Origin of the sequence: Lonepinella sp. MS14434, assembly GCF_042468235.1 — a bacterium.
Taxonomy (GTDB): domain Bacteria; phylum Pseudomonadota; class Gammaproteobacteria; order Enterobacterales; family Pasteurellaceae; genus Lonepinella.
This window is the reverse complement of sequence record NZ_CP170386.1, coordinates 276,042-300,193: the sequence shown is the minus strand read 5'-3', so window position 1 is coordinate 300,193 and position 24,152 is coordinate 276,042. Positions and strand designations below refer to the sequence as shown.

The 24,152-nt window shown below is 36.2% G+C and carries 22 protein-coding genes and 1 pseudogene; 2 read left to right on the top strand and 21 right to left on the bottom strand.

All coding sequences use genetic code 11. The features are described from left to right. Positions 1-66: 66 nt before the first annotated feature. The 7 genes from O1Q79_RS01510 to fabB form a co-directional block, all read right to left on the bottom strand. On the bottom strand, positions 67-1,656 hold the full coding sequence (locus tag O1Q79_RS01510) for a carbon starvation protein A (protein ID WP_386692630.1): 1,590 nt from the start codon (positions 1,654-1,656) through the stop codon (positions 67-69). A gap of 186 nt (positions 1,657-1,842) precedes the next feature. Continuing rightward, positions 1,843-2,013, bottom strand: a complete 171-nt coding sequence (locus O1Q79_RS01505) for a DUF5363 domain-containing protein (RefSeq protein WP_386692629.1) — start codon at positions 2,011-2,013, stop codon at positions 1,843-1,845. Continuing rightward, positions 2,010-3,815 carry a tRNA(Met) cytidine acetyltransferase TmcA gene (locus tag O1Q79_RS01500; protein ID WP_386692628.1) on the bottom strand — a complete coding sequence of 602 codons (1,806 nt, stop codon included), beginning with the start codon at positions 3,813-3,815 and terminating at the stop codon, positions 2,010-2,012. The genes O1Q79_RS01505 and O1Q79_RS01500 overlap by 4 nt, the downstream gene beginning before the upstream one ends. A 77-nt stretch (positions 3,816-3,892) precedes the next feature. Then, complete coding sequence (ybeY, locus tag O1Q79_RS01495; RefSeq protein WP_386692627.1) at positions 3,893-4,360, bottom strand: rRNA maturation RNase YbeY; 468 nt, start codon at positions 4,358-4,360, stop codon at positions 3,893-3,895. Next, entirely contained in the window at positions 4,353-5,444 is a 1,092-nt protein-coding gene (locus O1Q79_RS01490) for a PhoH family protein (RefSeq protein WP_386692626.1), read from the bottom strand. Before O1Q79_RS01490 ends, ybeY begins: the two co-directional genes overlap by 8 nt. Positions 5,445-5,503: 59 nt before the next feature. Further along, positions 5,504-7,780: a bifunctional glutamate--cysteine ligase GshA/glutathione synthetase GshB gene (gene gshAB, locus O1Q79_RS01485; protein ID WP_386692625.1), complete on the bottom strand. Its 2,277-nt coding sequence runs from the start codon at positions 7,778-7,780 to the stop codon at positions 5,504-5,506. 149 nt (positions 7,781-7,929) lie between these two features. Then, positions 7,930-9,150 carry a beta-ketoacyl-ACP synthase I gene (fabB, locus tag O1Q79_RS01480; protein ID WP_386692624.1) on the bottom strand — a complete coding sequence of 407 codons (1,221 nt, stop codon included), beginning with the start codon at positions 9,148-9,150 and terminating at the stop codon, positions 7,930-7,932. Between the two features lie 142 nt (positions 9,151-9,292). Here fabB and mnmC point away from each other — a divergent pair, with 142 nt between their 5' ends. Continuing rightward, positions 9,293-11,302, top strand: coding sequence for a bifunctional tRNA (5-methylaminomethyl-2-thiouridine)(34)-methyltransferase MnmD/FAD-dependent 5-carboxymethylaminomethyl-2-thiouridine(34) oxidoreductase MnmC (mnmC, locus tag O1Q79_RS01475; RefSeq protein WP_386693319.1), 2,010 nt, complete (start codon positions 9,293-9,295; stop codon positions 11,300-11,302). Positions 11,303-11,306: 4 nt separating this feature from the next. Here the strand turns inward: mnmC and O1Q79_RS01470 are convergent, their stop codons facing one another. From O1Q79_RS01470 to O1Q79_RS01460, 3 genes are all read right to left on the bottom strand, one after another. Continuing rightward, entirely contained in the window at positions 11,307-13,058 is a 1,752-nt protein-coding gene (locus O1Q79_RS01470) for a VWA domain-containing protein (RefSeq protein ID WP_386692623.1), read from the bottom strand. Then, complete coding sequence (locus O1Q79_RS01465; RefSeq protein WP_386692622.1) at positions 13,049-14,599, bottom strand: AAA family ATPase; 1,551 nt, start codon at positions 14,597-14,599, stop codon at positions 13,049-13,051. Before O1Q79_RS01465 ends, O1Q79_RS01470 begins: the two co-directional genes overlap by 10 nt. A gap of 91 nt (positions 14,600-14,690) precedes the next feature. Further along, positions 14,691-15,659, bottom strand: a complete 969-nt coding sequence (locus O1Q79_RS01460) for an Abi family protein (protein WP_386692621.1) — start codon at positions 15,657-15,659, stop codon at positions 14,691-14,693. Positions 15,660-15,881: 222 nt separating this feature from the next. Here O1Q79_RS01460 and O1Q79_RS01455 point away from each other — a divergent pair. Next, a pseudogene (locus tag O1Q79_RS01455) lies at positions 15,882-16,286 on the top strand (transposase); the annotation flags it as partial. 265 nt (positions 16,287-16,551) lie between these two features. On the opposite strand, the gene vapC reads toward O1Q79_RS01455, so the two are convergent. The 11 genes from vapC to O1Q79_RS01400 all read right to left on the bottom strand — a co-directional run bounded on the left by vapC (position 16,552) and on the right by O1Q79_RS01400 (position 24,146). Beyond that, a complete protein-coding gene (vapC, locus tag O1Q79_RS01450; RefSeq protein ID WP_386692620.1) occupies positions 16,552-16,959 on the bottom strand; it encodes a tRNA(fMet)-specific endonuclease VapC in 408 nt (135 codons plus the stop codon). A gap of 2 nt (positions 16,960-16,961) precedes the next feature. Next, positions 16,962-17,195: a type II toxin-antitoxin system VapB family antitoxin gene (vapB, locus tag O1Q79_RS01445; RefSeq protein WP_386692619.1), complete on the bottom strand. Its 234-nt coding sequence runs from the start codon at positions 17,193-17,195 to the stop codon at positions 16,962-16,964. 103 nt (positions 17,196-17,298) lie between these two features. Beyond that, on the bottom strand, positions 17,299-18,522 hold the full coding sequence (locus O1Q79_RS01440; protein WP_386692617.1) for a tetratricopeptide repeat protein: 1,224 nt from the start codon (positions 18,520-18,522) through the stop codon (positions 17,299-17,301). Between the two features lie 91 nt (positions 18,523-18,613). Next, on the bottom strand, positions 18,614-19,261 hold the full coding sequence (locus O1Q79_RS01435) for a hypothetical protein (RefSeq protein WP_386692616.1): 648 nt from the start codon (positions 19,259-19,261) through the stop codon (positions 18,614-18,616). A gap of 36 nt (positions 19,262-19,297) precedes the next feature. After that, the gene (locus O1Q79_RS01430; protein WP_386692615.1) at positions 19,298-19,513 is read right to left on the bottom strand and encodes a hypothetical protein; all 216 of its coding nucleotides are present in this window, start codon (positions 19,511-19,513) and stop codon (positions 19,298-19,300) included. 56 nt (positions 19,514-19,569) lie between these two features. Then, positions 19,570-19,959, bottom strand: a complete 390-nt coding sequence (locus O1Q79_RS01425) for a hypothetical protein (protein ID WP_386692614.1) — start codon at positions 19,957-19,959, stop codon at positions 19,570-19,572. A gap of 40 nt (positions 19,960-19,999) precedes the next feature. Then, positions 20,000-20,356 (bottom strand): hypothetical protein, encoded by a 357-nt coding sequence (locus tag O1Q79_RS01420; RefSeq protein WP_386692613.1) that lies wholly within the window; start codon positions 20,354-20,356, stop codon positions 20,000-20,002. 41 nt (positions 20,357-20,397) lie between these two features. Next, positions 20,398-20,979, bottom strand: a complete 582-nt coding sequence (locus tag O1Q79_RS01415) for a hypothetical protein (RefSeq protein WP_386692612.1) — start codon at positions 20,977-20,979, stop codon at positions 20,398-20,400. Continuing rightward, a complete protein-coding gene (locus O1Q79_RS01410; protein WP_386692611.1) occupies positions 20,979-21,482 on the bottom strand; it encodes a GreA/GreB family elongation factor in 504 nt (167 codons plus the stop codon). Before O1Q79_RS01410 ends, O1Q79_RS01415 begins: the two co-directional genes overlap by 1 nt. After that, positions 21,482-23,179, bottom strand: coding sequence for a hypothetical protein (locus O1Q79_RS01405; protein WP_386692610.1), 1,698 nt, complete (start codon positions 23,177-23,179; stop codon positions 21,482-21,484). Before O1Q79_RS01405 ends, O1Q79_RS01410 begins: the two co-directional genes overlap by 1 nt. A 1-nt stretch (position 23,180) precedes the next feature. After that, positions 23,181-24,146 carry a hypothetical protein gene (locus tag O1Q79_RS01400; RefSeq protein ID WP_386692609.1) on the bottom strand — a complete coding sequence of 322 codons (966 nt, stop codon included), beginning with the start codon at positions 24,144-24,146 and terminating at the stop codon, positions 23,181-23,183. Between the last annotated feature and the right edge of the window lie 6 nt (positions 24,147-24,152).

Genomic DNA, 24,152 nt, shown 5'->3' with positions numbered 1-24,152 from the left:
ACTAAACCGTCCAATTTTTGGGGTTCAGATCAGAAAGTGCGGTTAAACTTGATTAGTTTTGCTGTGCTATTCAGTGACTAATGCTTCTGGATCACCGTCGCCTAACGGTTTAAGGAAAGCAAAGAACAAGATTACACAAAATACGGTTAAACCTAAACCAATATAACAAGAGAGTTCATAATCTAAACCGAAACCAATTTTATTATAGGCTAAATAGGTAAAACAAACAGTACTCATGAACCAAGCAGGAATAGAAGCGACCCAATGGAATTTATTGTAACGATACAAATAACCCGCTGCTGTCCATAACATCACCATCGCTGTCATTTGGTTCGCCCAAGTGAAATAACGCCATAATACGCTAAAGTCTAATTTAGAGACGACGAAACCAAGTGCAAATAACGGCACTGCAATGATCAAACGTTTTGTTAATGAATGTTGTTCAAGTTTAAAAATTTCCGCTATTTGTAAACGCGCAGCCCGGAATGCGGTATCGCCAGAAGTAATCGGCAACACCACCACACCTAGCACGGCGAAAATACCACCGATAAAGCCTAAGAAATGTAATGAACTATCATACACCACTTTGGACGGTGAACCGGCAGAAATCGCATCTTGTAAGGCTTGTGGATTTTCATAGAAAGCTAATCCCACCATACACCATACTAAGGCAATCACCCCTTCAGCAATCATCGCACCATAGAAAATAAAACGACCTTCCGATTCATTTTCTGCACAACGTGCCATTAATGGCGTTTGTGTAGCGTGGAAACCAGATAGTGCACCACAAGAAATGGTTAAGAATAATAATGGCCAAATCGGCACATCACCTTTCACTTGGAAATTCTGGGTGAATTTTTCCCAAGTTAACCCCGCTCCATCAGCGTTTACCGTGCGGAAAAATTCAATAGGATCGGCAGCACTCAAATGTGAACTCACTAACCCATAAACCATCCCCACTGACATAAAGAGTAACAACGCTCCAAATAATGGATATACACGACCAATAATTTTATCAATCGGTAATAAGGTCGCAAAAATATAATATGCAAAAATAATGAGCGTCCAAACTGAAATTACCGTAGCTTTATCCATCCCCCAAACGGTGAGATCTTTTGCTGTTTCCACGGCGCGATGAATTTCTTCCGGATTACCTAAATTGATTGCAGCCGAACTTGAACCTAGCACATCAAAAGTAATTGTACTCAATAATTGTGCGGGACTTGCCACAAATACCACCCCCACCAACAACAAGAGTATCAATGCCATCACATTAATAAATACTTTAACGGGTTTTCCTAAAAATTTACCCGCTAAATAAGGCATGGTCGCTCCGCCATTACGAATACTCAACATACCACAAAAATAATCATGTACCGCCCCGGCAAAAATACAACCAATCACAATCCAAAGCATTGCTACAGGACCATATAATGCCCCAAGGATTGGACCAAAAATAGGACCTGTTCCAGCAATATTCAATAATTGAATTAACCAGATCTTGGTTTTTGACATCGGCATATAATCCACACCATCTTGATCAGAATATGCCGGCGTAGTACGTTTTGGGTTAATAACAAAGATTTTTTCAATAATCTTGCCATAAGTAAAATAACCCGTTACTAAAATAGCAACACAAAAAAAGAACCATAACATAGAGAGAATCCTCATTAAGAAATAAAAAACAGTGATATTTTGATATGGACAGAGTAAATAAAGATAAATAGCATCTTTATTTACTATGCCATATAACAACCAGTTGGAAATTTTAGAGAGTTGTTAAAATAAAGTAAACGAAGAATTTACTTTTTTGCCAATGAATAGTTAAAAATGTGAAGTAAATCACGTTTTATTCGGTTGTTTCTGATTTTTTTCTCCAGATTCAGGGTCAAATTTCACCACTGGCACACAACCACGACAAGCCCCCTGATTCACACCAAGCTCATCGCAAAAACGATTATATTTATCTAATACTTTACGCAACCAACTTTTTGGTTTGGTTTGTTCGGTCATTTTTTACTCCTTACTATTTGAATTTGCACTTCCAAACGACATTGTTTTAACCAATTTTTTTTACCACCCACAGATTTTGTATCAATTTTTTGTTGTTGGCAATAGGCAGTTAATAATGGGCAACATTGCAGCATATCTGACTTTGCCATTAAACGCCGAATTGCTCCAATGCTTGCAAATAAAGTGCGGTGAAAAAACGCAAAGTTTTGCAAAATCTGAAAATCTTCATCAGTGAGTTGCCAATCTAACGGAAAGGGAAATTGTGCTTTTAGCGGATGAAAAGAAAATGGAAAATTACGCTGAAAATGGCGTTGTGCTTGTGCCACCAATTTTTCCCCTGCTATTGAAATTGGGCAGAGCATAATAACAGAATAACAACCGCTGCTGGCTTCTTGATACTCACTGATTTGCACTAAAATAAAACCGCACTTTTGCCAAAACGCATACAATTCTGCGGTATAGCCAAAGCTAACAGAAAGAAAATCCACCGCGGCTTGTTGAATTAAGGTGTTGATTAACTTTTGCCCTAATCCATGGTTTTGCCAGTTAGGTTGTACGGCAATACGAGAAATCCGCAAAGATTTTAAGGCACAAGCCTGTGGTAAATTCCCTTGAAAAGCTAACGCTTGAGCCACCAAGTTGCCTTGTGGACGACGCTCCCCCCGACAGATTTTTTCGATTAAATCCAGTGATGTCAAGCCCCCCTCTTCCATTAACCACACGCCCCCCAATAAAAACGAACCACTTTCTGCAAGATAAAATCGTTGTTGCGGAGCATCGAATAAACGGCGTAAATCAAGGGGACTGGTGCGATAATGGGCTAACGTCAATAAAGCATAAAAATCATTTATTTTTTCTACGATGGTTTGTTGTGAAACTTGACGAATTTGCACCGCAGTTTGCGGATCGTAATCGGGTTGCACAAGGCGGTCTTCGGCTTCCAATAACAATAATTCATCAATAAAAATTTCTAATTTATCGTTCTTTGCCCAACGCAAAGGTTCGGTTAATTCAAACTGTTGAAAAGTGCGGGGTAAATTGGTTAAGAATTTGAGTAAAAATCCCCGTCCCGTACCCTCGTAGCTATGAATGGTGGTACTAATAACAATACGTTTAAAGGTACGGATAAATTGGTTTAATATGGGCAACGGCAACATTGCCGCTTCATCAATTAACAACCAATCTTGCTTAAATTGTGTCGGCTCTTGTTGAATTTGTTGGGTTAATTCATCAGGGGCAATAAAATCAATAGGTTGTTCAACAAAATCTTGCAACGTTTGCACCGCACTTTTATTCGGGGCGGTGAGCCAACATTTTTGCCAACATTTCTGAGTGTTGAGTTGATTAGCTAACATACCTAATAACGCAGATTTTCCCCGACCTCGTTTAGCGGTGAGAATGGCAATATCGGCTGATGAACATAGGATTTGTTGAATGATCCGTTGTTGTTCTGCTGTTGGATGTTGTTTTTGATATAGGGGCGGATCGATGTATCCGCCCCTACGGTTAATAAAAAATGATGATAACAGGGAATAAAAATGCTGATTAAAATTCAGGGTCAAAATACCCTTTTCCACTCCAGACCAGCGGCGACTGTCTAAATCAATATGCTGATTGGGATTTAACCATAAAACGAGCGTACCCCCTGCTCGCAATGTGCCAATCGCAATGGCAAGCGCATCTAAATTTAGCGTTGTTCTGGCATCAAATAAAATCGCAGAAAATTCCTGCCCGAGCAGATTTTTGGCTTTGGCAAAATTTTGTGAGTTTAATATTAATGGTACGTTTTCGGGCGGACACATCTGTCCACCCCTATGGTTTTGGAATAGGAAAAGAGGTTCTTCTTTGTCAAAATAAGGAATTAACTGGCGTTCACGCATTATTCTTCATCATAAGAATAAGGATCTTCAAAACCTAGTTCGAGCATAATTTCCGTTTCTAGGCTTTCCATTTCCTCGGCTTCATCTTGTTCAATATGGTCATAACCTAATAAATGCAAACTGCCGTGTACGACCAGATGAGCCCAATGTGCGATCAACGGTTTGCCTTGCTCAACAGCTTCTTTTTCCACCACTTGACGACAAATCACCAGATCACCTAATAACGGCAATTCCACTTCATCAGGACATTCAAAAGGAAAGGACAACACATTGGTCGGACGATCTTTGCCACGATAACGCAAATTTAGCTCATGACTTTCTGCTTCATCGACAATGCGAATTGTCATTTCTGGTTCAAGGCTTTCGGCTCGCACCGCTTGCGTTGCCCAGTGAGTAAACTGTTCTACACTCGGCAAATTTTCGGAGTTTTCTGTGGCAATTTGTAAATCAATGATGACGTTATTCATTTTCTGCACTCGCTGTTAATCGTTCACGTTCCAAGCGTTTTTGTTCCGCTATTTTTTGCTTACGAATTTCATCTTCCGCTTCCCATTTTTCATAGGCTTGCACTACTTTCGCTACGACAGGGTGTCGCACAATATCTTGACTATCAAAATAGTTAAAACTCAATTCAGGTACGTCTGATAACACTTCAATAGCGTGTTTTAAGCCTGATTTTTGCGAACGAGGCAAATCCACTTGGGTCACATCACCCGTAATCACCGCTTTGGAATTAAAGCCGATACGGGTTAAAAACATTTTCATTTGCTCAACAGTGGTATTTTGGCTTTCGTCTAAAATAATAAAACTGTCGTTCAAGGTGCGACCACGCATATAAGCCAAGGGTGCAATTTCTATCACATTGCGTTCCATAAGTTTTTCTACTCGCTCAAAGCCAAGCATTTCGTATAAGGCATCATAAAGTGGACGTAAATAGGGTTCAATTTTAGAACCAAGATCCCCTGGTAAAAAGCCCAATTTTTCGCCTGCTTCTACGGCTGGACGGGTCAGTAAAATACGGCGAATTTCTTGTCGTTCAAGAGCTTCCACCGCAGCCGCTACGGCTAAAAAGGTTTTCCCTGTGCCTGCAGGCCCAATGCCAAAACTAATATCATGGGTCAAAATATGATGCAAATACTCAATTTGATTTTTACCACGCGGTTTAATTAAGCCTCGTTTGGTTTTGATCGTGGTGGCATATACCTTACTTTCTGCACGTTCATCAGGATCAACTTGTGCCAACATTCGACTTTCTTGAATGGCAAGATGGACATCTTCCAAATCTAACTCTTTAATTTTGCCTTTAATCGGTGCGGTTTCTACATATAAATGTTGAATTAATCGCACCGCACTTTGCAATAAATGGGCGTGATGCGGTTTTGCCTGTTGATCATTGGATTGAATGGTAAAATCAAAATCACGGCGAGCAATAGAAAGATTAAATTCTTTTTCAATCAGCTTTAAATGATCATCAAAAGCACCACAAAGGGATTGTAAACGGGCGTTATCCGTTGGGGCGAGAGTGAATTGTTGGGTTAATTTTTCGGTCATGGTTTTATATAAAAATAGGATCTAGTGAACTAGATCCTATCAAGATTATGGCGTTAATGCTAGATTTTCAACTCTGGAAACAGCATTTTAATCACATCTAAGGTCAAACGTCTGGATTTTCCTTGATAAGGGAAAATGTGCATCATCATCATCGGATTGAAATTTGCTTCAATCACGCCCCAAGATTGCAAAGTCGGTTCGGCAGGTTTAGTTAAATCAGGGATAATCAAATCCACCCCACAAACTGCTGCTCCCATAGCTTTGGCAATACCTACCGCTAAGGCTTTATAACTCGGGTGCATATCGTCTGTCATATCAATGCTATCACCGCCAGTGCTGATATTAGAATTAGCTCGCAACTGCACGATCTGATCTTTAGCTGGCGTGTTGAAAATATCCATACCTTGCTCTTTTAATTGCAACTGTTCAATTTCACCCAAGCTAAGGCGTTTTAATGGTGTACGGCTACCGTCACCACGTAAAGGGTGATTATTTTTGTGAGCGACAAGCTCGGCTATGGTACGTTCACCGTCACCCACTACATTAGCAGGCACACGTAATAACACGGCAAGGGTTTCTTCACCTAACACAAAGAAACGGTATTCCGTACCTTTCAGGTAATCTTCTACCATAATTTCTTGATCTTCACGAAACGCAATTTCCACCGCCTTGGCAAAATCATCGGGATTTTGTACACCCTGTTGGAAAATGGTAATGCCTAAACCATAATTGGTGGATTTTGGCTTAATCACCACTGCCCGATGTTCAAATAATGGATAACTTGCCACGGCTTGCTCAAGGCTGGTAAATTCTAGGCTTTGTGGCACATTAAAGCCTGCTTTCGCCAACACTTTTTTAGTGACTACTTTATTTTCCATAATCAATGGCGAAATATAGCTGTCATGGCTGGTCATATTGCCGTTTTTCACGTATTCAATATGATCACCATGTTGCAAACACAAGAACTGATCGTTTTCATCTAAAATCTCTGTTTTAATGCCCTTTTGAATGACATCAAATAACAAGGCTTGAGTGGATAATTCCATATTATCAAAAGCAGACAATGCATAAAAACGCTCAAAGGCTTGAGCCTTATATTGTTTAGCTAATTTCGCACCGAGCTGTTGATAACCACCAGATTGGATAATTTCATTAACTAATCTAGCACAAAGAGTCTTATTTGGTTGAGCAAAGTGAGTTAATTTTTCTTGCACAATTTGTAGCGCAGTTTGATCTGCGCCAATCTCTTTGAGCATATCCAACAAAGCAATCAATAATAATTCACCTTCTTCCGCATAAGCCGTGACGGCAAACGGATCTTCTAATGCCACCTCACCTAAACGAGCTTTACCTAACTCTACATCTTCTTGTGTAGCAGTTTCATCTAACCATGCCATGAATAAAATAAAATAATGAATAAATTTTGCGTCGTTTAAGCTAATGCCATAAGGAGCAAAAGGATTTAAATCAAACAAACGGAATTCTAAATACTGAATTCCTGTTTGCAAAAAGTCACGGGCTTTTTTTGTGCCTTTTAAACGTACGTTGGAATAAAATTCCTTCTCCGCAATCAGTTTACCTGTACTGACACAATGTTCAAGACTTTCCACATAAGCATTTAAGTTATCAAAAGAAATGTTTACATCGGGAGCATTGACATAGCCATATTTGCTTGAACGTAAACTTCGCACAATCGGGTTCAAATCTTCTGGTGTACCGTGTTTAAAATAATCATCGTCAACCATAGGACTAGCAGACAACAAATACAACAATACCCATTGATAACGTAAAAAGTTTTTGGCGATTTTTAAATATAAATTATTTTGAAATTCCACCGCACTTTGTATCTCATTTTGAGCACCAAACAAGACTTTTACCAATTCTTCATCTAATTGAAAATTATAATGAATCCCACTGACCATTTGCTTATTCTTACCATAAGATTTAACTAAATGTTCACGATAGGCCACATCTTCAGGATTATCTAATTGCGACACTTTAATTTGATCGGCTGATGGTAAACCTGCTGGCATACTCATAGGGAAAATATATTCATTGTCAGGAATCGTGCGTAATACTACTTCGTGAATAGCAGACAACCAACGCAAACTTTCTTCTATTTTTTTATTCGGTGGGGTAATCAGTTCTAACTGACTTTCAGCAAAATCCGTCTGAATATATGGGTGATAAGAACGCCTACCAAAGGCTTTTGGATGTTCGGTTGTCACTACCGAACCATCGGCATAAACTCGTTGGCTTTCTTTCTCAAACCCAAACCAACCTTGTTGAAACAGTAATCCTAAGCGATGTTGTTTAATAATTTGTTGTAATTTCATCGTATCTCCTTCAGGGATTAATTGATTAAAATATTCTTAAAATACCACTGTTTTACCTTTTTCGCCAATAATAAAAAATAGTTGCTAATCTCATGATGACTAGCAACTATTTTAAATGAATTTAAATTAGTCAATCAAATATAATATAGTTATTTATTATAACGTTTAAATACCAAACTGGCATTCGTACCGCCAAAACCAAAGCTGTTTGACATCACAGTTTGTAACCCTGCATTTTCTTTAGTTTCAGTAACAATATTTAACCCTTCTGCTTGCTCATCTAGCGTTTCGATATTAATACTTGGTGCAATAAAATCGTTATGCAACATTAATAACGTATAAATTGCTTCATGTGCACCGGCCGCCCCTAATGAGTGACCAGTCATTGATTTAGTGGAAGAAATGGCTGGTTTTTGTTCACCAAACACATTGCGGATTGCCCCTAATTCTTTCACATCACCCACTGGTGTTGATGTACCATGTACATTGATATAATCCACTGGTGTATCCACAGTAGCTAAGGCTTGTTTCATGCAACGTTCAGCACCCTCACCGCTTGGAGCCACCATATCATAGCCATCAGAAGTCGCCCCATAACCTACGATTTCTGCATAAATTTTGGCACCACGCGCTAACGCATGTTCTAATTCTTCTACCACCACAACGGCACCGCCACCTGCGATAACAAAACCATCGCGGTTTGCATCATAAGCACGAGAGGCTTTAGTTGGTGTTTCATTATATTTTGTAGAAACTGCACCCATTGCATCAAATTCTGCCGCACATTCCCAAGATAATTCTTCTGCCCCACCAGCAAAAACAACATCTTGTTTACCCAACTGAATTAATTCCCAAGCATGACCAATACAATGTGCAGAAGTCGCACAAGCTGAACTAATAGAATAGTTCACGCCACGAATTTTATAAGGTGTTGCCAAACAAGCAGATACACTTGATGCCATAGTTTTAGTCACCGCATAAGGACCAGCTGCTTTTACACCACGAGGACCTCTTACCGCATCACAAGCAACTAACTGACTATGAGCTGATCCAGTACCCGCACCAATCACTAAACCAGTACGATCATTGGAAACCTGATCTTCGGCTAAACCTGAATCTTCAATCGCTTCTTTCATTGAAAGGTAAGCATAAGCCGCAGCATCTCCCATAAAGCGATAAACTTTACGATCAATTAATTCCGCCGGATTTAATTTAACCGTACCCGCCACTTGACTGCGCATTCCTACTTCGGCAAAGTCAGGCACAAATTCAATACCTGACTTACCCGCTTTTAATGACGCTAATACTTCTTCTTTATTATTCCCAATACTAGAAATAATACCGAACCCAGTGATAACCGCTCTTCTCATGGCTTATTTTTCCTTATGAATGAAATTTTTAAAGTTTTTGGCTAACTTACTACGAAATGAAAATTTTTCAAGTAAAAATTGATTTGTTCGACCAGTGGGATATTATACCAAAATAACAGCGTGCTAAAAAGGAATAAAAATGATGCTACAAGTTAAACCGGCAGAAATCCACTTTAATCAAAACAATACCCCTATTTCTGAACTATTTGATGATGTTTATTTTTGCAATCAAGACGGTTTAGCCGAAAGCCAATACGTTTTTCAACAAGGAAATCAGCTTTGGCAACGCTGGTTAGAATCTGAACAAAGCCATTTTGTCATCGCCGAAACGGGGTTTGGTACAGGCTTGAATTTTCTCAGTACCACCGCATTATTTCGCCAATTCCGCTACGAAAATCCACAATCAAAGTTGAAACGCCTATTTTTTATTTCCTTTGAAAAGTATCCCATTCCCCTTGAGCAACTCAAATTAGCTCAACAGGCTTATCCTCAATTTGCCGACATCGCCCAATCATTACAACAAAAATGGCTTAACCCTATTGTGGGTTGCTATCGTTTTCATTTTGATGAAACTACCTTAGATCTCTGGTTTGGCGACATCAATGAACAACTTCCGCAACTCGGTGATTATATGCAAAACCGAATTGACGCTTGGTTTTTAGATGGCTTTGCACCGAACAAAAATCCAGATATGTGGAATAATCAACTTTACGATCAACTATATCGTTACACCAAACCCAACGGCACATTTGCGACATTCACCGCCGCAAGTGCGGTGCGAAAAGGTTTAGAAAATGCCGGTTTTGCAGTAGAAAAACGCAAGGGATTTGGCAAAAAACGAGAATGTTTGCATGGTCAAAAACTCAACAAAAACACACCACACTTTGCTTTTCCTTGGTATCACTGGCAAACCGCCCAATTTGAACAACAAGCGGAAATTGCGATTATCGGCGGTGGCATTGCCTCACTTTTTACCGCACTTGCCCTGTTGCAACGTGGTGCAAAAATTACGCTTTATTGTGAAGATGAACAACCAGCTTTAAACGCATCAGGCAACAAACAAGGGGCATTTTATCCGCAATTAAGTGATGATGATATTCGCAATATTCGTTTCTATATTCATGCCTTTGCTTATGGTCAACAGCAACTCAGATGGGCAATCAAACAAGGCATTGAATTTGAACACCAATTTTGTGGGGTGGCATTGTGTGGTTATGATCAAAAAAGTGCGGTGAAATTAGATAAAATTTCGCAATATCAATGGCACGACAGTCTTTATCAACCGCTTAACCAACAACAATTATCCGATATTGTCGGCTTACCACTGCCCTGTGGTGGCGGTTTTATTCCACAAGGTGCGTGGCTCAACCCTCGCCAATTTGTGCAAAACACCTTTGCTTATTTGCAAGCATTAGGCTTAACCCTAAAAACATCGCAAAAAATCACCGCACTTCAGCGACAAGAAGATAGTTGGCTGTTAACCAATCAACAGAATGAACAGTTTCCACATCAAATTGTGATCCTTGCCAACGGCCATCAACTCAGTCAATTTGAGCCAACCCAACTATTGCCAACTTACCCTGTACGTGGACAAGTGAGCCAAATTCCGACTAGCGAGAATTTACTGAAACTTAAAACCGTACTTTGTTATGACGGCTATTTAACACCTGTGGATCAAGCAAAAACGAGCCACTGTATCGGTGCAAGCCACGTTAGGGATAATACCACTCGCTATTTTAGCCCAGAAGAACAACAACAAAACCTGCAAAAAATCCAACAAAACATTGGCGAAAATTGGACAAAAGAAGTGGATACTTCAAGCAATATTGCAAGAGTGGGCGTTCGCTGTGCCATGCGGGATCGCATGCCATTAGTCGGCAACGTACCAGACTTTGAGCAACAACGTATTGATTACAAAAATATCTACAACCTACGCCGCCGCAGACAACCCATTCCACAAGCAATTAACCCCCCAAATTTGTACCTAATTGGTGCATTAGGATCCCGTGGTTTAACCTCCGCCCCTTTGCTCGGCGAACTATTGGGTTCATTAATTTACGGCGAGCCTTTGCCGTTAAGTGAAGATATTTTGCATAATCTTATCGCAAATCGCAGTTGGATGCGGAAGTTGTTGAAAGGGGGTGTGGTGTAACATACTAGTGTTCATTCACCTGCGATAAATAACTCACCAATTCATCAATATGTTGGGTTCTAGGGTTATAGATCCATTCACGATCAAACACTGTACCAATATTTCGCACATCTTGATAATGCCCTATCACCAAAGAATTAAATTTAGTCTTGTGTTCTCGTTGCGTTGCCATTCTTTGCAAAATGCCGTCAGGCAAAGTTGGCATCACAAAATCAGAAATAGCTAACACATCAGCATTTTTATAATCTTCTTGTGCTAATAAATTCAACGTAAAATCAAGGGTGGGAGCAATATCCGTTCCGCCGCAAAATGATTGAGTTAAAAAAGCGATTAATTGCGAAATCCCTAATTTTTCACTGAGTTCAAAGGTTTCAATATCCGTTGAGAAATTAATCACAAAACACTTGCGTTTTTCTTTTTGGGCTTTTGTACCAAGAAAAAATGCCATAGCTTTAGCGATATTTTCAGGCTCACCACTCATTGAACCGCTAGTATCAATACACAAAATCATCGGGCCTTTGCTTTCAGGTTCTGGTTTGTCTTGTTGTTCCGATTGATAACTTAAGCCTTGTAAATCAAAAGACATGAGTTTACTTTCTAAATATTTAAGATCAAACAGAATATCAATTTCCACATCACCTAACAACGCCAATTCGCTCGGCAAAACGGTTTCCAATTCTTTGCCTAACTTCAACCCGACAATTTCTTCTTTTGCTTGTTTATCCACCACTTCAATTTCACAATCTTGTTGGCTAACTTCTTGCATTTCAAGCAACTCTTCTGATTGTTGCATTCGCCCCAATAACTCAGTGATAATCCGAGCGGTTTCATTGTTAGAAAAATAATCCAACCACTTAATTAAATGATTATTTTCCCTTAAATAGCCACGTCCATTGCCATAATCTCGCCCTTTCTGCTCAAAATCTTGTTCATCTAAACTTTTCTCTAAGTTATCAAAAAAGGATTCATCTTGCGTTATTTTAGAGCATTCTAGTAACTCAAAGAACAATTCATCGTCCATTTCGTCAATATCATATTGACTTTCCTGATGTTGTTCTGAAGCTCCCCCACCGCCAGCATTATTTTCTGCCTGTACCTTGCCTCCATTTCCTTCTCCTTCACCTTCTCCTTCACCTTCTCCTTCACCTTCTCCTTCACCTTCTCCATTATCACTTCTCATCAACAAAGATTCTACACTTTCGCCAAATAATTCTAAAGATTCATCATTGGCACTATTTGCTTCTCCAGCAAATAACGCATCCGCATTCATGCCAAATAAGGTTAATCGTTGATCAACTTTCTCAAGTTGTTTTAACCATTTTGCTAAATATCGCAACAATTCTTTTCGCCGTTGTTGTAATTGCTGGCGAATCCATTCTGCTTTTGCATGATTTAATTCCGTTTGCCACAAAGTTAAAAAATGCTGGATTTTTTCAGGGGTAAAATCATCTAGCCAATAATGAACATTGCAACTTTTCTCTATAATGGAATTAAATTCCTGAAACTGTGAGAAAGCCGTTTGATCAATAGTATTTTGCTCATCAAATTGCTGTTTGTAACGGTCAATATGTTGTTGTGCCAACCGAAAATAATCAGGTTCTGATGAAATCAAACAATCATAACTGGCTTTATTCCATTTCCTTAGTTTTTTATTAATATTGCGTACAACATTTTTCTGTTCAAATAAATCAGGGTGATTTATTTGTGTTATTGCCAACATATCTTGGCTTAACTCTTTTAATTGGGTTAATAACATAAAGACACCAAATAATTAAAATCAGAAATGCGATTTTTTAATTGCTTAATTTGCTCGTTAATACATTCTACCACAAAGTCAATATCAGTTAATTCAACAAATAAACTCGCCGCTTGTTTTTTATAAAGATCAAATTTATTTTCAAGAGCGTTTAATCGCAACGTTAGTTGGCGAGAATTATCGCTAATGGCATGATAAATCGTATTTAATACTTTTTGTTCTACATCTTGGCGTTTTTCGCCTTTTTTGAATAATATTTCTGGTTCATAAATACTCTCTGGTTCTTTATAATGTGTTAAATAGCTTGGTAACACTCTAGTCATAAATTGATTATCCCCTGTTTCTTGACATATTAATGAATTAATAGATTCCCCATTAAAATCAAAAGGTAAAAATGATTTCATATTTTCAGGACGTTTAACAGGAATATAATAGTTTTGTTTTTCTAATTTACCATTCACATATTTATTAATACTTAATTCAAAATAACGCTTTCGACCTTTGCCAATAGTGACAGAACGATATTCATCTTCCGTATAATAAAGTTTATTATTGATTTCTTTTTGAAGTTTATCTTTTTGCAAATCAATTTCTACAAAATTAATTGGCATATTTAATCCAATATCTTGAATAGATTTCATCACCACTTCTGCCACCAATGGCTGATTTTCAGGTGTCGTCCACAAACAATATTTCAGCAACATCAAATCACTTAAATTCACACTTTGCCGACCATTACAAAATGCACTGGCTTTGACTAATTGCACCGCTCGTTGCCAACGGCGATCAGACACATACACGCCTAATTCATCAAAACGTTCTGCCAGTTTCTCCCGAATGTCATGAATCACAGCTAAACTTTCCGTAGTTAATTTCACCTGCAATATCTCGCTACGCCATTGCGAAACTTCGTCATAACGCAACTTTAAGTAAGTGGAAATGTCAGGTTTATCGCTGCTCGGCAAGCCTGTCAGCAATTTATTAAAATTATTTTTCTGTTGAATCGGTGGCACCACCAATCGTACAATAAAACGGTCATATAAGGCTTCTAGCCCTTGATTTTCCTGCGGAATTTCATTAGATGCGGCAATCAATGATTTCAACGGTACAGGGATATTTTCCGTGCCATTTTTAAATAAATGCTCGTTGATAATGGTCAACAAATTATTCAAAATCGCAGGACTGGATTTCCAAATTTCATCTAAAAATGCAAAATCCGCACAAGGTAAATAACCTTGAATTTTGCGAATATATTGATCTTCTTTTAACGCTTTAATTGACACTGGGCCAAACACATCTTCAGGCGTACTAAAGCGGTTCATTAGGTACTCAAAATAATTATTCTGCTCAAAGGCACAAGCCACACGCCGAGAAATCAAACTTTTCGCCGTCCCTGGTGGTCCAAATAAAAAGGTATTCTGCCCCGAAATCGCCGCCAATAAACTGACCGCCATAATTTGATCTCGTTCTTGAATCCCTTTGGTTAATTGATGAAGTAACTCGTCTAAACGTTGTTGAATAGGTAAAATTTCTGTTTGCATAATAACTCCATATAAGGTTATATCACTTAACGATGGGATTATTATAATGAGTGGGGTATGACAGGTTGTGTCGTGTGGGATATTTTTTATGTTATAAACGTTTTTTATTTATTGCTTGTATTCTCTCTAAATACGCTTTAGACAATCCCATTAATTCCCATCTTGCATTAGGAATTTGTGGAAAAGTACATAAAAGCTCTTCAAGTTTTTCTAACCAATGGTAATTGCTACTGGTTTGACTAACCAGATACCATAAGACTGCAATTCTACTAAAAATTCTCGTACGAGATTTCTTATCTAAATTAAGATCTGAAAAATATAAATTTGCTTTTTTAAACTTAGAAAGTCTTATCTCACTAAATTTAGGAATGGCTATTTCATTAAAATTTTTATTCCAAATTCTTGAATGATGTGCTGATAAATTTCTAACTATATTAATCTCATTTAACCAGTTTTTTAATGTATTTTCATCAATATTAAACTGTTTAGCAATTTTTCTCTGTTGCTGCCCATTTAACAAGGAATAGAATTTAGATAAGGTGCCAAAATCCCAAGCCTCAGTCACAACCCAAAAAGGTAATGACTTTTGCTTCTCTCGATGCCACTCAATAGAATCATCCTTATTACGATTTACTTTACTTGAAATAGAATCTAACCAATGGGCATAAGCATAACCTTTTCCCCATTGGAATTTCAGAAATTTTTGATTGATTAAAGAATGATCTTCATAAGCTAAGGGATTATTTCGCCCTAATTCATGAGCAATAATTGTTCTAATATTAATTTCTAATCGCTCAATAATATCCAACAATAATAATCGGAGTCTTTTATCAAAAATATATAATTTATATACATCTTCAAATAGAACACCGTCTAAAAAATATTCACTTAATGTATTATCGGGATTCTGTTTTCTCGCAATATGCCAAAAACCAGATAAACGATAATAACCCACCTGAGATAATTTTTTCTCGGCGTAAATTTTATCATCAATGATCATTCCCCGAGAAACGAGTAGTTCAACTAATTCGGAATATTCTTTATGCGGTTTTGTTGTCATAATTATAGAGAGTTGAAAGGCAAGGACGTAGCTTGACACTCTAAGTCGGTCATATTTCTACAACCCTCAGGGACAGGGGCTACGCCACTATTGCTCCGGAATTATACGGACTAAACAAAAAATGTCAAAAAGATTTTAGCTATCAATGACGTAATCGGGATATAACAAAATTTGTGTAAATACCTGTTTCTCAGATAATAACCAAAAACAGGTATTTTTATTATGAATGAACAACAAATTAAATTATTGGCTAATGAACTTGCCAAAAACCTCAAAATGCCAGAAGATCTCAATCAGCTTTCTCGCGTGCTGAAAAAAATCACCGTGGAAGCTACTTTAAATGCTGAATTGACCGACCATCTCGGTTATAAGAAAAATCAGACTCGCATAACAGGTATGGATGAGCAAATTATTACCTTATATACCAAAGGGTTAGGTAATCAAGAGATTGTTGATTCTTTTAAAGAATTTTATGATGCTGATGTTTTACCTAGCCTAATTTCTCGGGTGACTGATTCAGTCAAAGAACGCATTATTGAGTGGCGAAATGAACCTCTTAACACGGTGTATTCCATTGTTTATTTGGATTGTATTGTGGTGAAAGTTCGCCAAGATGGTCGGATTATCAGAATTTGGTGATCGCTTAAATGATCATCTTTAAGTGAAATTGGTGTTTACACAAAATATGGAATAGGCTCGTTGTTAGATTGGTATCATCAAGGGAATTTAAATGTGTCTGAAATAGAAAGACTGATATCTATCAATAAGATACCAGTCTTTTTCTTGTAACTAAAAAGTAGAGTTTATTCTTCCAAATAACTCTAATGTAGATTCTATCAGTAATAGAAATATTTGTAAAGCAAAAAGACTAAAATTTTAGATCCTTATCCCACTAATTTGCAGACCACCAATTCTCCAACATTAACCCATCTACTCGCTCAAATTCTTTGGTGTTATTGGTCACACAAACCAAACCTTGACTGCGAGCGTGTCCTGCAATCATACTGTCATAAGCACCAATTGGCATGCCTTTACGGGCGAGATCGGCTCGAATATTGCCTGTATGACTACTGGCTTTAGCGTCATAATCAAGTACCACAAGATTGCCAACGAAATAATCAATTTCAAAGCGATTTTTGACGGGATTACTGGATTTATCCGCCCCATAATAAAGCTCCATCAACGTCACCGAACTGATACAAACTTGATCTTCATATTGGGCTAACTTTTGCACCACGTGAATCGGATTTTGTTTAATAGCGTAAATACAGATATTGGTATCCAACATATATTTCAACATTATTAAAACCCTTCTCTTTCTTGAGATTCAGGTTGATCACGGCTGGAAAAACAGTCTTCGGTTAGTTGCGATTGTCTATTCGCCCACGCTTGCCAACGTTCCCCCACTGGCACAAGAATACGAGTATTGCCCACGCTAATGACTTCTACCTGTTTGATATAATCAGGAAAAGCCACCGCCTGAGGAAGGCGTACGGCTTGATTACGATTATTTTTAAAAATACTGGCGGTTTGCATTTGATTTTTCCTGAAATGGATTGTATATGCTTTGAGTATATACCAGTAAGCAAGGTATGGCAAGATATGCTATTTTATGGAGAAATTTCACCGCAGTTTTGATCTAATAACCTTGCTGTTTAAGCTGATTATATAACGCTAAATTTTCTTCATCTATCTCCAAACCTTTAGCTAAGGCTTGTTCAAAATAATAAACTGATTTTTTAGGATCTTTAACTAATTCAAGCTCGGCATAAGCAGCACCCAAAGAAACTAAAAAACTGTCACCACATTTTTTTGCTGCTTGTTCAAAATAATAATTAGCCTTATTGACATCTTTGACTGATTCTTCTCTAGCATAGCACACCGCTAAATTAAACAATGCAAGATCTTTTCCGTTCTGTGCTGCTCGCTCATAATATTGAATTGCTTTTTGAACATCTTTAATCTTTTCTTCACACAGATAACATACCCCCAAATTAAGCAAGGAATTTAATTCACCTTTTTGAGCGGCTTGTTCAAAATAATAAACTGCTTTAACAGGATCTTTCTGTTCAAGATAACAAAATGCTAAATTCACTTGAGCGGCTCCTGATATTTCATTATCATCACTTTGAACTGCCAATTCTCCCCAATGTATCGCTTGAGCAATATCTTTTTTAACACCAAGCCCTAATCTATAACAAGAACAGAGTACAATTTTACTATGTGGAAAACCGTCCACATGCTCAATATAAAACTCAAAAAATTTCTTCTGTTCCTGTCTCGTCAGCTTTTCTTTACTATCAGGGGCAATATCAATATCAATATCATCAAAAACCTTAAGATGTATTTTAGCTAAATCAAGTTTTGTTTTAACAGTCGCCTTATTTACACCATTAAGACCATCTTTTAATGCTTTTTCTCCCCAATAAACAGATTGATCAAACATCGCACGACCAAAATAATATTGGGCAAGGCCACCTGCACTATCAGGTTCATTTTGAGCAGCCGCTTTTTCCCACCATTCTCGTGCGGATTCAATATATTCAGAATTAAACGTCGTATTAAAAAGATCATTATAATGGGAACCTAATAGATATTGACTATCCGCATCACCTAATTCTGCAGATTTCTCTAACCATTCTAATACTTTTTCAGTATTCCCCATTTGCTCATAAATAGCATAGCAATTTACAGCACAATATATTACACCTAAATTTCCTGCCTTTTCCCACCACTCAAGAGCAAGCTTTATATCGCCCTGATAATAATAATCTGCAGCTACCCTCTTTATCGCATCTAAATTTCCCTGATTAGCCAATTCAATTTGCTCTGCTAATGCTTTTTTGCTTAATGTTCTTGCCATTGTTTTTCTCCATTAGATAAATTATTGTCTTATTATAAAGAACTATAAACGACAGCTTGTGTCGCACCGCAATTTTTTTATAAAATGGTCTCTATTCTTTCACCACAGGATAAAACGGCTTGCCCCAATCCACTTCATCATGGTTATTCATCATAATCTGCAACATTTCTGGCAAAAGTGCGGTTAAAATTCGGCAACTATCTCGCACTTGATCCCGATTTTTTGAACCACCATAGGTTGAACCACCGTGAATAATTTGATTCCGCATGGTGTATAATCGATTAAATAACACGGATAAAATTTGTGCTGTTTTTTGTTTTTCTAACGCCGAATAAAACCGCTCACGATCGATCATTTCCGCTTTAATGTATTCTGCTTCTGAAATTTTGCCATTATGAAAATCCCAAAATGGTTGAAAAACAAATTTATTATCCAACAACATTCTAATGGCATGCGGAAATGTTTTCCAAATAAGATTATAAATTTTATTTTCTTTATCAAGCGAACAAAGTTTTAACAAAAACTCATTCAGATTGACTTTCTCGCCAAAATTCTCCGCCAATTCTTTGGCATAAGCCGCATTAAAGGCAATCCATAAAGAAACAAATTTCATATCTTCATTTTCTTCTATTTTTGCTCTTTTTAGCCAACTAATGGAACGATGAATACGCAAGCGGAAGTTTTCGTTAAAATTATCACGAATGGATTTGTAGTGGGTTTCGAGTTCGGTGATTATCATATAAAGTTACCTTATATAAATTAAATATTACTCACGCTATTTCAATAAATTTTTCACAAATTTCAAAATTTTCCATTGCGGTCCATAACGTAGGTCAAGCTCTGGACATTCAACATCAACCAGCCTTGCCCCACAGTTAGGGCAAGTGTTTCCTGCACCAACAGGCAATCTGACATCACTAGTAATCAGCGGTGTTTTGAAATCACATTTGGAACATTTTTGATAAAAATAAACTTTGGGGGGCATTGGCATAATAACCATCCTTATAACATTGTGTATTCCGTATCAATAAGTTAACCTATTGTCTGCTATTTCCGAGCAAATTCTAATTCTGTCACTGTTCCATCAACCTCTGTTCTTTTTATTTTTACATCATAATTCTTATACAATGCTAAAATTATAGACAATCCGATAGTCGCAGCCATAACAATTACCCCAATTTCTAAACCTGTTAAAGTAGCAGCAGATGTGATAGATGTAAATCCAGCAACAGCCGTTAAGCTAGCTGCAGAACGTCCACCAGTAAGTGGTGTAGCTGCAACAGCGGCAGCAATAGCCACTAGTGCCCAACCACTTAATTTAGCAATTTTTCTCGTTTTATATAATTTTTCAGCTAACTCTCCTTGAATAACAATATTTTGTTCTTTATTGTCCATTGCTTTTTCTAATTCTTCTTTGGTTTTAACGATTATGCTCATTTTTTGTTCCTTTTTTATTTAATATAAAGATTAGGTTTGATTAGTCTTGATCTTCGTGGAAACTACATCCACAAGAATGGCATTTATAATTATCTAATATGTTATCATCTATTGCTTTTCCCAAAAGAGAACCTGCTGCTGCACCAGCGACTGCTGCTGTAATTCCTCCAGCAATTGCTCCAGTAATAGTAGCTACCAAAGACGTATCACTATCGCTATCAAGACTATCAGTCAGTTTTTTTGCCATTGTCGCTCCCGTAGCTGCTCCAGCAGCTATTGCTGCCCATCCTCCTGTGGCACCTGCTGTGGCAGCTGCTGCAGCCCCAACAGTTGTAGCAACTCTTTTCCCATAATTTAATTTTTCCACTTTATCAGAGTGGCATTTTGGACATTTCATAACATTTCTCCTTAATTATTTTTATATCTTCAAATATATTTTCAAGAAATATATTCACTAACAATTCTCTTTACATTCTTACACATTTCATCAAAGGATGAATTATTATTGACTTTAACAAAGCAGTTGCTTAATTGGTAGAACTCTTGTAAGAATTTATTTTTAACATTTGAATCGTCTAATACTTTATCTAACTCTGATTTACCTCTAGAGCTAATTCTAGATTGTCTAATCGATTCTTCTATATCAACAAAAAGTGTTAAATCAGGTTCTACAATTTTATAATAACCTAGATCATATTCTAATTTGACATCCAATCCAGCCACTCTATGCGATACCACTGTATCAATCAAATACCTTACACAATATACATTATGCGTTTCTAACATTTTTTCTATTTCATAAGAAGCCGAAATTACAGATGACAAGTAAAAATTAAAATGTCCTGCTGGGCTTTTTTCTCTCACATACTTTGTAAAAAGTTCCCTAACATCTGAATAAATTCCATTTGGTGTATGAATAAAATATCCATTAGGATCACTTTTTGACAAATATTCACCTAGTGATGTTGTTCCTGCACCATCAAGTCCAGTTATTACAATAAATTTTCCTTTTTTCATCATTAACCTTCTTTAATAAATGGAGACACTTCTATTTCATCAATAACATAAATTTTCTCTTTACCCAAATAAGGCAATGTAACTTCATCATTAATTTCCAAATCAATCAACTTTTGAGCAATAGGCGTTAAATAACTAACAATATTATGTTCTGGATTACTCTCGCCATACCCTAAAATATTGATAATTCTTTGATTCCCATTTTCATCACTTAAGGTAACTTTATGACCAACATGAATATAATCATTATTACCATTAATGATATGCTCCATATCTTCAACAAGAATATAATCACTAATCACATCATTTAATTCTTTTATCTTATTAGGTATCTCATATTCTGCTTTATTTCTTAGAGACATAAATTCTGGATTTTCTCTTAGATCATTATCTAAAGACACAGTATGCCCTATTTTCTTATTACACTCTTTCATTTCATCAAGTAATTGGCTTATGTTATCTCTTAATTGTATAAGCCCCTTTTTAGTTACAAAATGGTTTATCATTATACTTGCCCTGGTATTGTTGGTGATGTAATTTCATTTATTTTATAAACATTCAATCTATTTACGTCAAAATAATATATATTTTTATGCTGACCTTCTTTTGTTGCTGTTGAAACTAAATCTAACTTTTCAATAAGAAACTTATCAAGAACACGTTTGTTATTTTTTATACAACTCGAAGTCCTTTCTTGAATATTGGGAGCTAATCTATAAACTATTCCTTCTCTAGCTAAATCACTATTTTTTCCAAAAGTTCTCTCATGATTAGGTGTCATAGGAAGATCTCTTCTAGATGCTAATAGTTTATATTCATTATAAGCTAGTCCTAAATTGCATATATGACCAGTATCCACAGTAAAATATTTATCAAAGAAACAATTCGCAGAAAAACCATATGTTATTAATGCTAGTATATACGTTTCAATTAACGGTATAATTTCATTATTAATATAATCATTGATACAAACACTGCCTGAACTTGCTTTTAACCGTAGTTGTTCAATAACATTATTCACATCATTCCAATTATATTCTCCATTTTCTTTTTTATTTTCTATAAGTGTATTTAAGAAATACCTTTCTCCATCGATAATTCCACAGTTAAGTCTATTGTTTGTAATTGGATAAATATACTTCGCATAGCTTTTCCCTGATGTTTTTCTCTCAACATCAATCCCATAATATATCCCATCATCGTTAGATAATTTATGCAGATCATGTAGTTCATATTTTATATCTTGTTCTAATATTTTAGTTAAATTAACTAAATCCATATTTGATGGAACTTTAATAACCTTGATTGATTTCTCTGACAATTTAAGATCATGTGATTCCACGTCAACTATCTTTGATTCCTTAATATGTTTATTTTTTTCTAATGTTATATATTGAAATTCATCTGTTTTTAACACAAAATGACCTTCAATAATATCTTCTATTACGTTACTTTTAATAACTAGGGGTTTAAACCTTATTTCAGCACAATATCCTTTACGTCCATCACCACTTAGTTCAAATTGCTCTTTAAATAAGTTCATCAAATACCCTATATCATAAGCAAACTCTTCTCTAGAATAACCTTGCTTATCTGACCAACCATAAGTATATGATGATATTGATAACCTAACTCCAGCTAAACACTCTTTATACTCCATAGATAATTTTTGGAAATTCTCTACAAACTCTTTATTTTTACGATTAAATCCAACAGTTGCTATTCTTGTTTTAACGCCTAGATTACGATATATGGTATGTACAAAATATGCTAAATCTCCATATAAACTAGGATCGTTATCCAAGTAACAATACACGACCCCTTTTCTATGCAAATCATAAGAAATTAATCCATTTTGGGGTAATTCAAATAATTCTGAAAGTTCTCCATTTATATCTATTGTGTCATAGGGCAAATACCCACATCTTATTCCATTTTCAATACTAACCGCTCTTATTACTGCAATAATATTATTAATACTTTCTTTACTAAACTCAATAATTGTTGATGATGCAGATTGACTACAAAAACCACAACGATTAAAGCAGCCAACCTGTGGTTGAAAATGTCTTAATTTACTAAATACTTCAATAGGAAGAGTACGGAATTTATCAAGTAAATATTTTCTTATTTCTCTATCTTCACTAGAAATATCATGTTCATTAACTAAAAAACAATATTTTGGTATATCATTTACTACCATACTATAACCTACCCCAATTTCTCCAAGAATCAACTAATTCATTTTTAGGTGGTCTTTTCCCATCAAATCCTAAATGAATGGATAATTCATTTGATAAATAAATGACATAATAAAGGTTTTCCCAAAATGATCTTTGAATACTATTTGATAATTTAATTCTATGAACTTGTGAAATATTTTCGAATCTACATTCAAACATTTCAGCATACTCAGTAACATCATCTGTTTCTAAAATTAAAAATATATATTTTTCTTTACATAATCCAATATATTGATGTTCACCATGAGTAAAGTCTTTAATATCCTGCCATCTTATAGAAGAAATTCCTGATTCTTGTAATATTGAACGCCAAGTATGCTCATAAAAACTATTATAACCAACACCCAAAATAATTATTTTCTCCTGCCAATTTTTTACATTTATAATGCAATTTGATATATGTTTACTTTTTAACATTATGTCTCTATAATCCAATAGTTCTAAGTCAAAAACATTCACACTACTATAAATAACACTTACAAATTTTTCACAAAGATGGGTCAAGCAAACAATCCCATTGATATTAACAAATCTTTTATCTTGTTTAGGATATTCCCCAATGCACAAAAATGAATCTTTTTTCATAAATAACGGAATAATTGATGAATCTATATTTGCAGTAACTAAGCCCATTACATCTTCATTATCATAAATAAGATTAGCAATATCCAAAGCATCACTTCCTTTACCGCCTAAAGTAACTAAAATAGGCATATCAAATTCTGACTTATTCTTATTTATTTTATATTTTAATGGAGTATAGAAATCCGAAGTTACTTTTGAATTCAACTCGCATAAACTACTGGCATATGATGCTGATATTTTTGCTAAACCAGATGCAATCCAACAGAATCGTTTGATTTGAGAAAATTCATCATGCGAGTTATAAAATATAGCTCTAAAATTAAAAGATGATACATCAATCATATATAC

What these genes read in the sequence shown, in the direction of transcription:
- O1Q79_RS01510 (WP_386692630.1), bottom strand. Translation starts at nt 1,656, where the DNA reads ATGTTATGGTTCTTTTTTTGTGTTGCTATTTTAGTAACGGGTTATTTT.
- O1Q79_RS01505 (WP_386692629.1), bottom strand. Translation starts at nt 2,013, where the DNA reads ATGACCGAACAAACCAAACCAAAAAGTTGGTTGCGTAAAGTATTAGAT.
- O1Q79_RS01500 (WP_386692628.1), bottom strand. Translation starts at nt 3,815, where the DNA reads ATGTGTCCGCCCGAAAACGTACCATTAATATTAAACTCACAAAATTTT.
- ybeY (WP_386692627.1), bottom strand. Translation starts at nt 4,360, where the DNA reads ATGAATAACGTCATCATTGATTTACAAATTGCCACAGAAAACTCCGAA.
- O1Q79_RS01490 (WP_386692626.1), bottom strand. Translation starts at nt 5,444, where the DNA reads ATGACCGAAAAATTAACCCAACAATTCACTCTCGCCCCAACGGATAAC.
- gshAB (WP_386692625.1), bottom strand. Translation starts at nt 7,780, where the DNA reads ATGAAATTACAACAAATTATTAAACAACATCGCTTAGGATTACTGTTT.
- fabB (WP_386692624.1), bottom strand. Translation starts at nt 9,150, where the DNA reads ATGAGAAGAGCGGTTATCACTGGGTTCGGTATTATTTCTAGTATTGGG.
- mnmC (WP_386693319.1), top strand. Translation starts at nt 9,293, where the DNA reads ATGCTACAAGTTAAACCGGCAGAAATCCACTTTAATCAAAACAATACC.
- O1Q79_RS01470 (WP_386692623.1), bottom strand. Translation starts at nt 13,058, where the DNA reads ATGTTATTAACCCAATTAAAAGAGTTAAGCCAAGATATGTTGGCAATA.
- O1Q79_RS01465 (WP_386692622.1), bottom strand. Translation starts at nt 14,599, where the DNA reads ATGCAAACAGAAATTTTACCTATTCAACAACGTTTAGACGAGTTACTT.
- O1Q79_RS01460 (WP_386692621.1), bottom strand. Translation starts at nt 15,659, where the DNA reads ATGACAACAAAACCGCATAAAGAATATTCCGAATTAGTTGAACTACTC.
- vapC (WP_386692620.1), bottom strand. Translation starts at nt 16,959, where the DNA reads ATGTTGAAATATATGTTGGATACCAATATCTGTATTTACGCTATTAAA.
- vapB (WP_386692619.1), bottom strand. Translation starts at nt 17,195, where the DNA reads ATGCAAACCGCCAGTATTTTTAAAAATAATCGTAATCAAGCCGTACGC.
- O1Q79_RS01440 (WP_386692617.1), bottom strand. Translation starts at nt 18,522, where the DNA reads ATGGCAAGAACATTAAGCAAAAAAGCATTAGCAGAGCAAATTGAATTG.
- O1Q79_RS01435 (WP_386692616.1), bottom strand. Translation starts at nt 19,261, where the DNA reads ATGATAATCACCGAACTCGAAACCCACTACAAATCCATTCGTGATAAT.
- O1Q79_RS01430 (WP_386692615.1), bottom strand. Translation starts at nt 19,513, where the DNA reads ATGCCAATGCCCCCCAAAGTTTATTTTTATCAAAAATGTTCCAAATGT.
- O1Q79_RS01425 (WP_386692614.1), bottom strand. Translation starts at nt 19,959, where the DNA reads ATGAGCATAATCGTTAAAACCAAAGAAGAATTAGAAAAAGCAATGGAC.
- O1Q79_RS01420 (WP_386692613.1), bottom strand. Translation starts at nt 20,356, where the DNA reads ATGAAATGTCCAAAATGCCACTCTGATAAAGTGGAAAAATTAAATTAT.
- O1Q79_RS01415 (WP_386692612.1), bottom strand. Translation starts at nt 20,979, where the DNA reads ATGATGAAAAAAGGAAAATTTATTGTAATAACTGGACTTGATGGTGCA.
- O1Q79_RS01410 (WP_386692611.1), bottom strand. Translation starts at nt 21,482, where the DNA reads ATGATAAACCATTTTGTAACTAAAAAGGGGCTTATACAATTAAGAGAT.
- O1Q79_RS01405 (WP_386692610.1), bottom strand. Translation starts at nt 23,179, where the DNA reads ATGGTAGTAAATGATATACCAAAATATTGTTTTTTAGTTAATGAACAT.
- O1Q79_RS01400 (WP_386692609.1), bottom strand. Translation starts at nt 24,146, where the DNA reads ATGATTGATGTATCATCTTTTAATTTTAGAGCTATATTTTATAACTCG.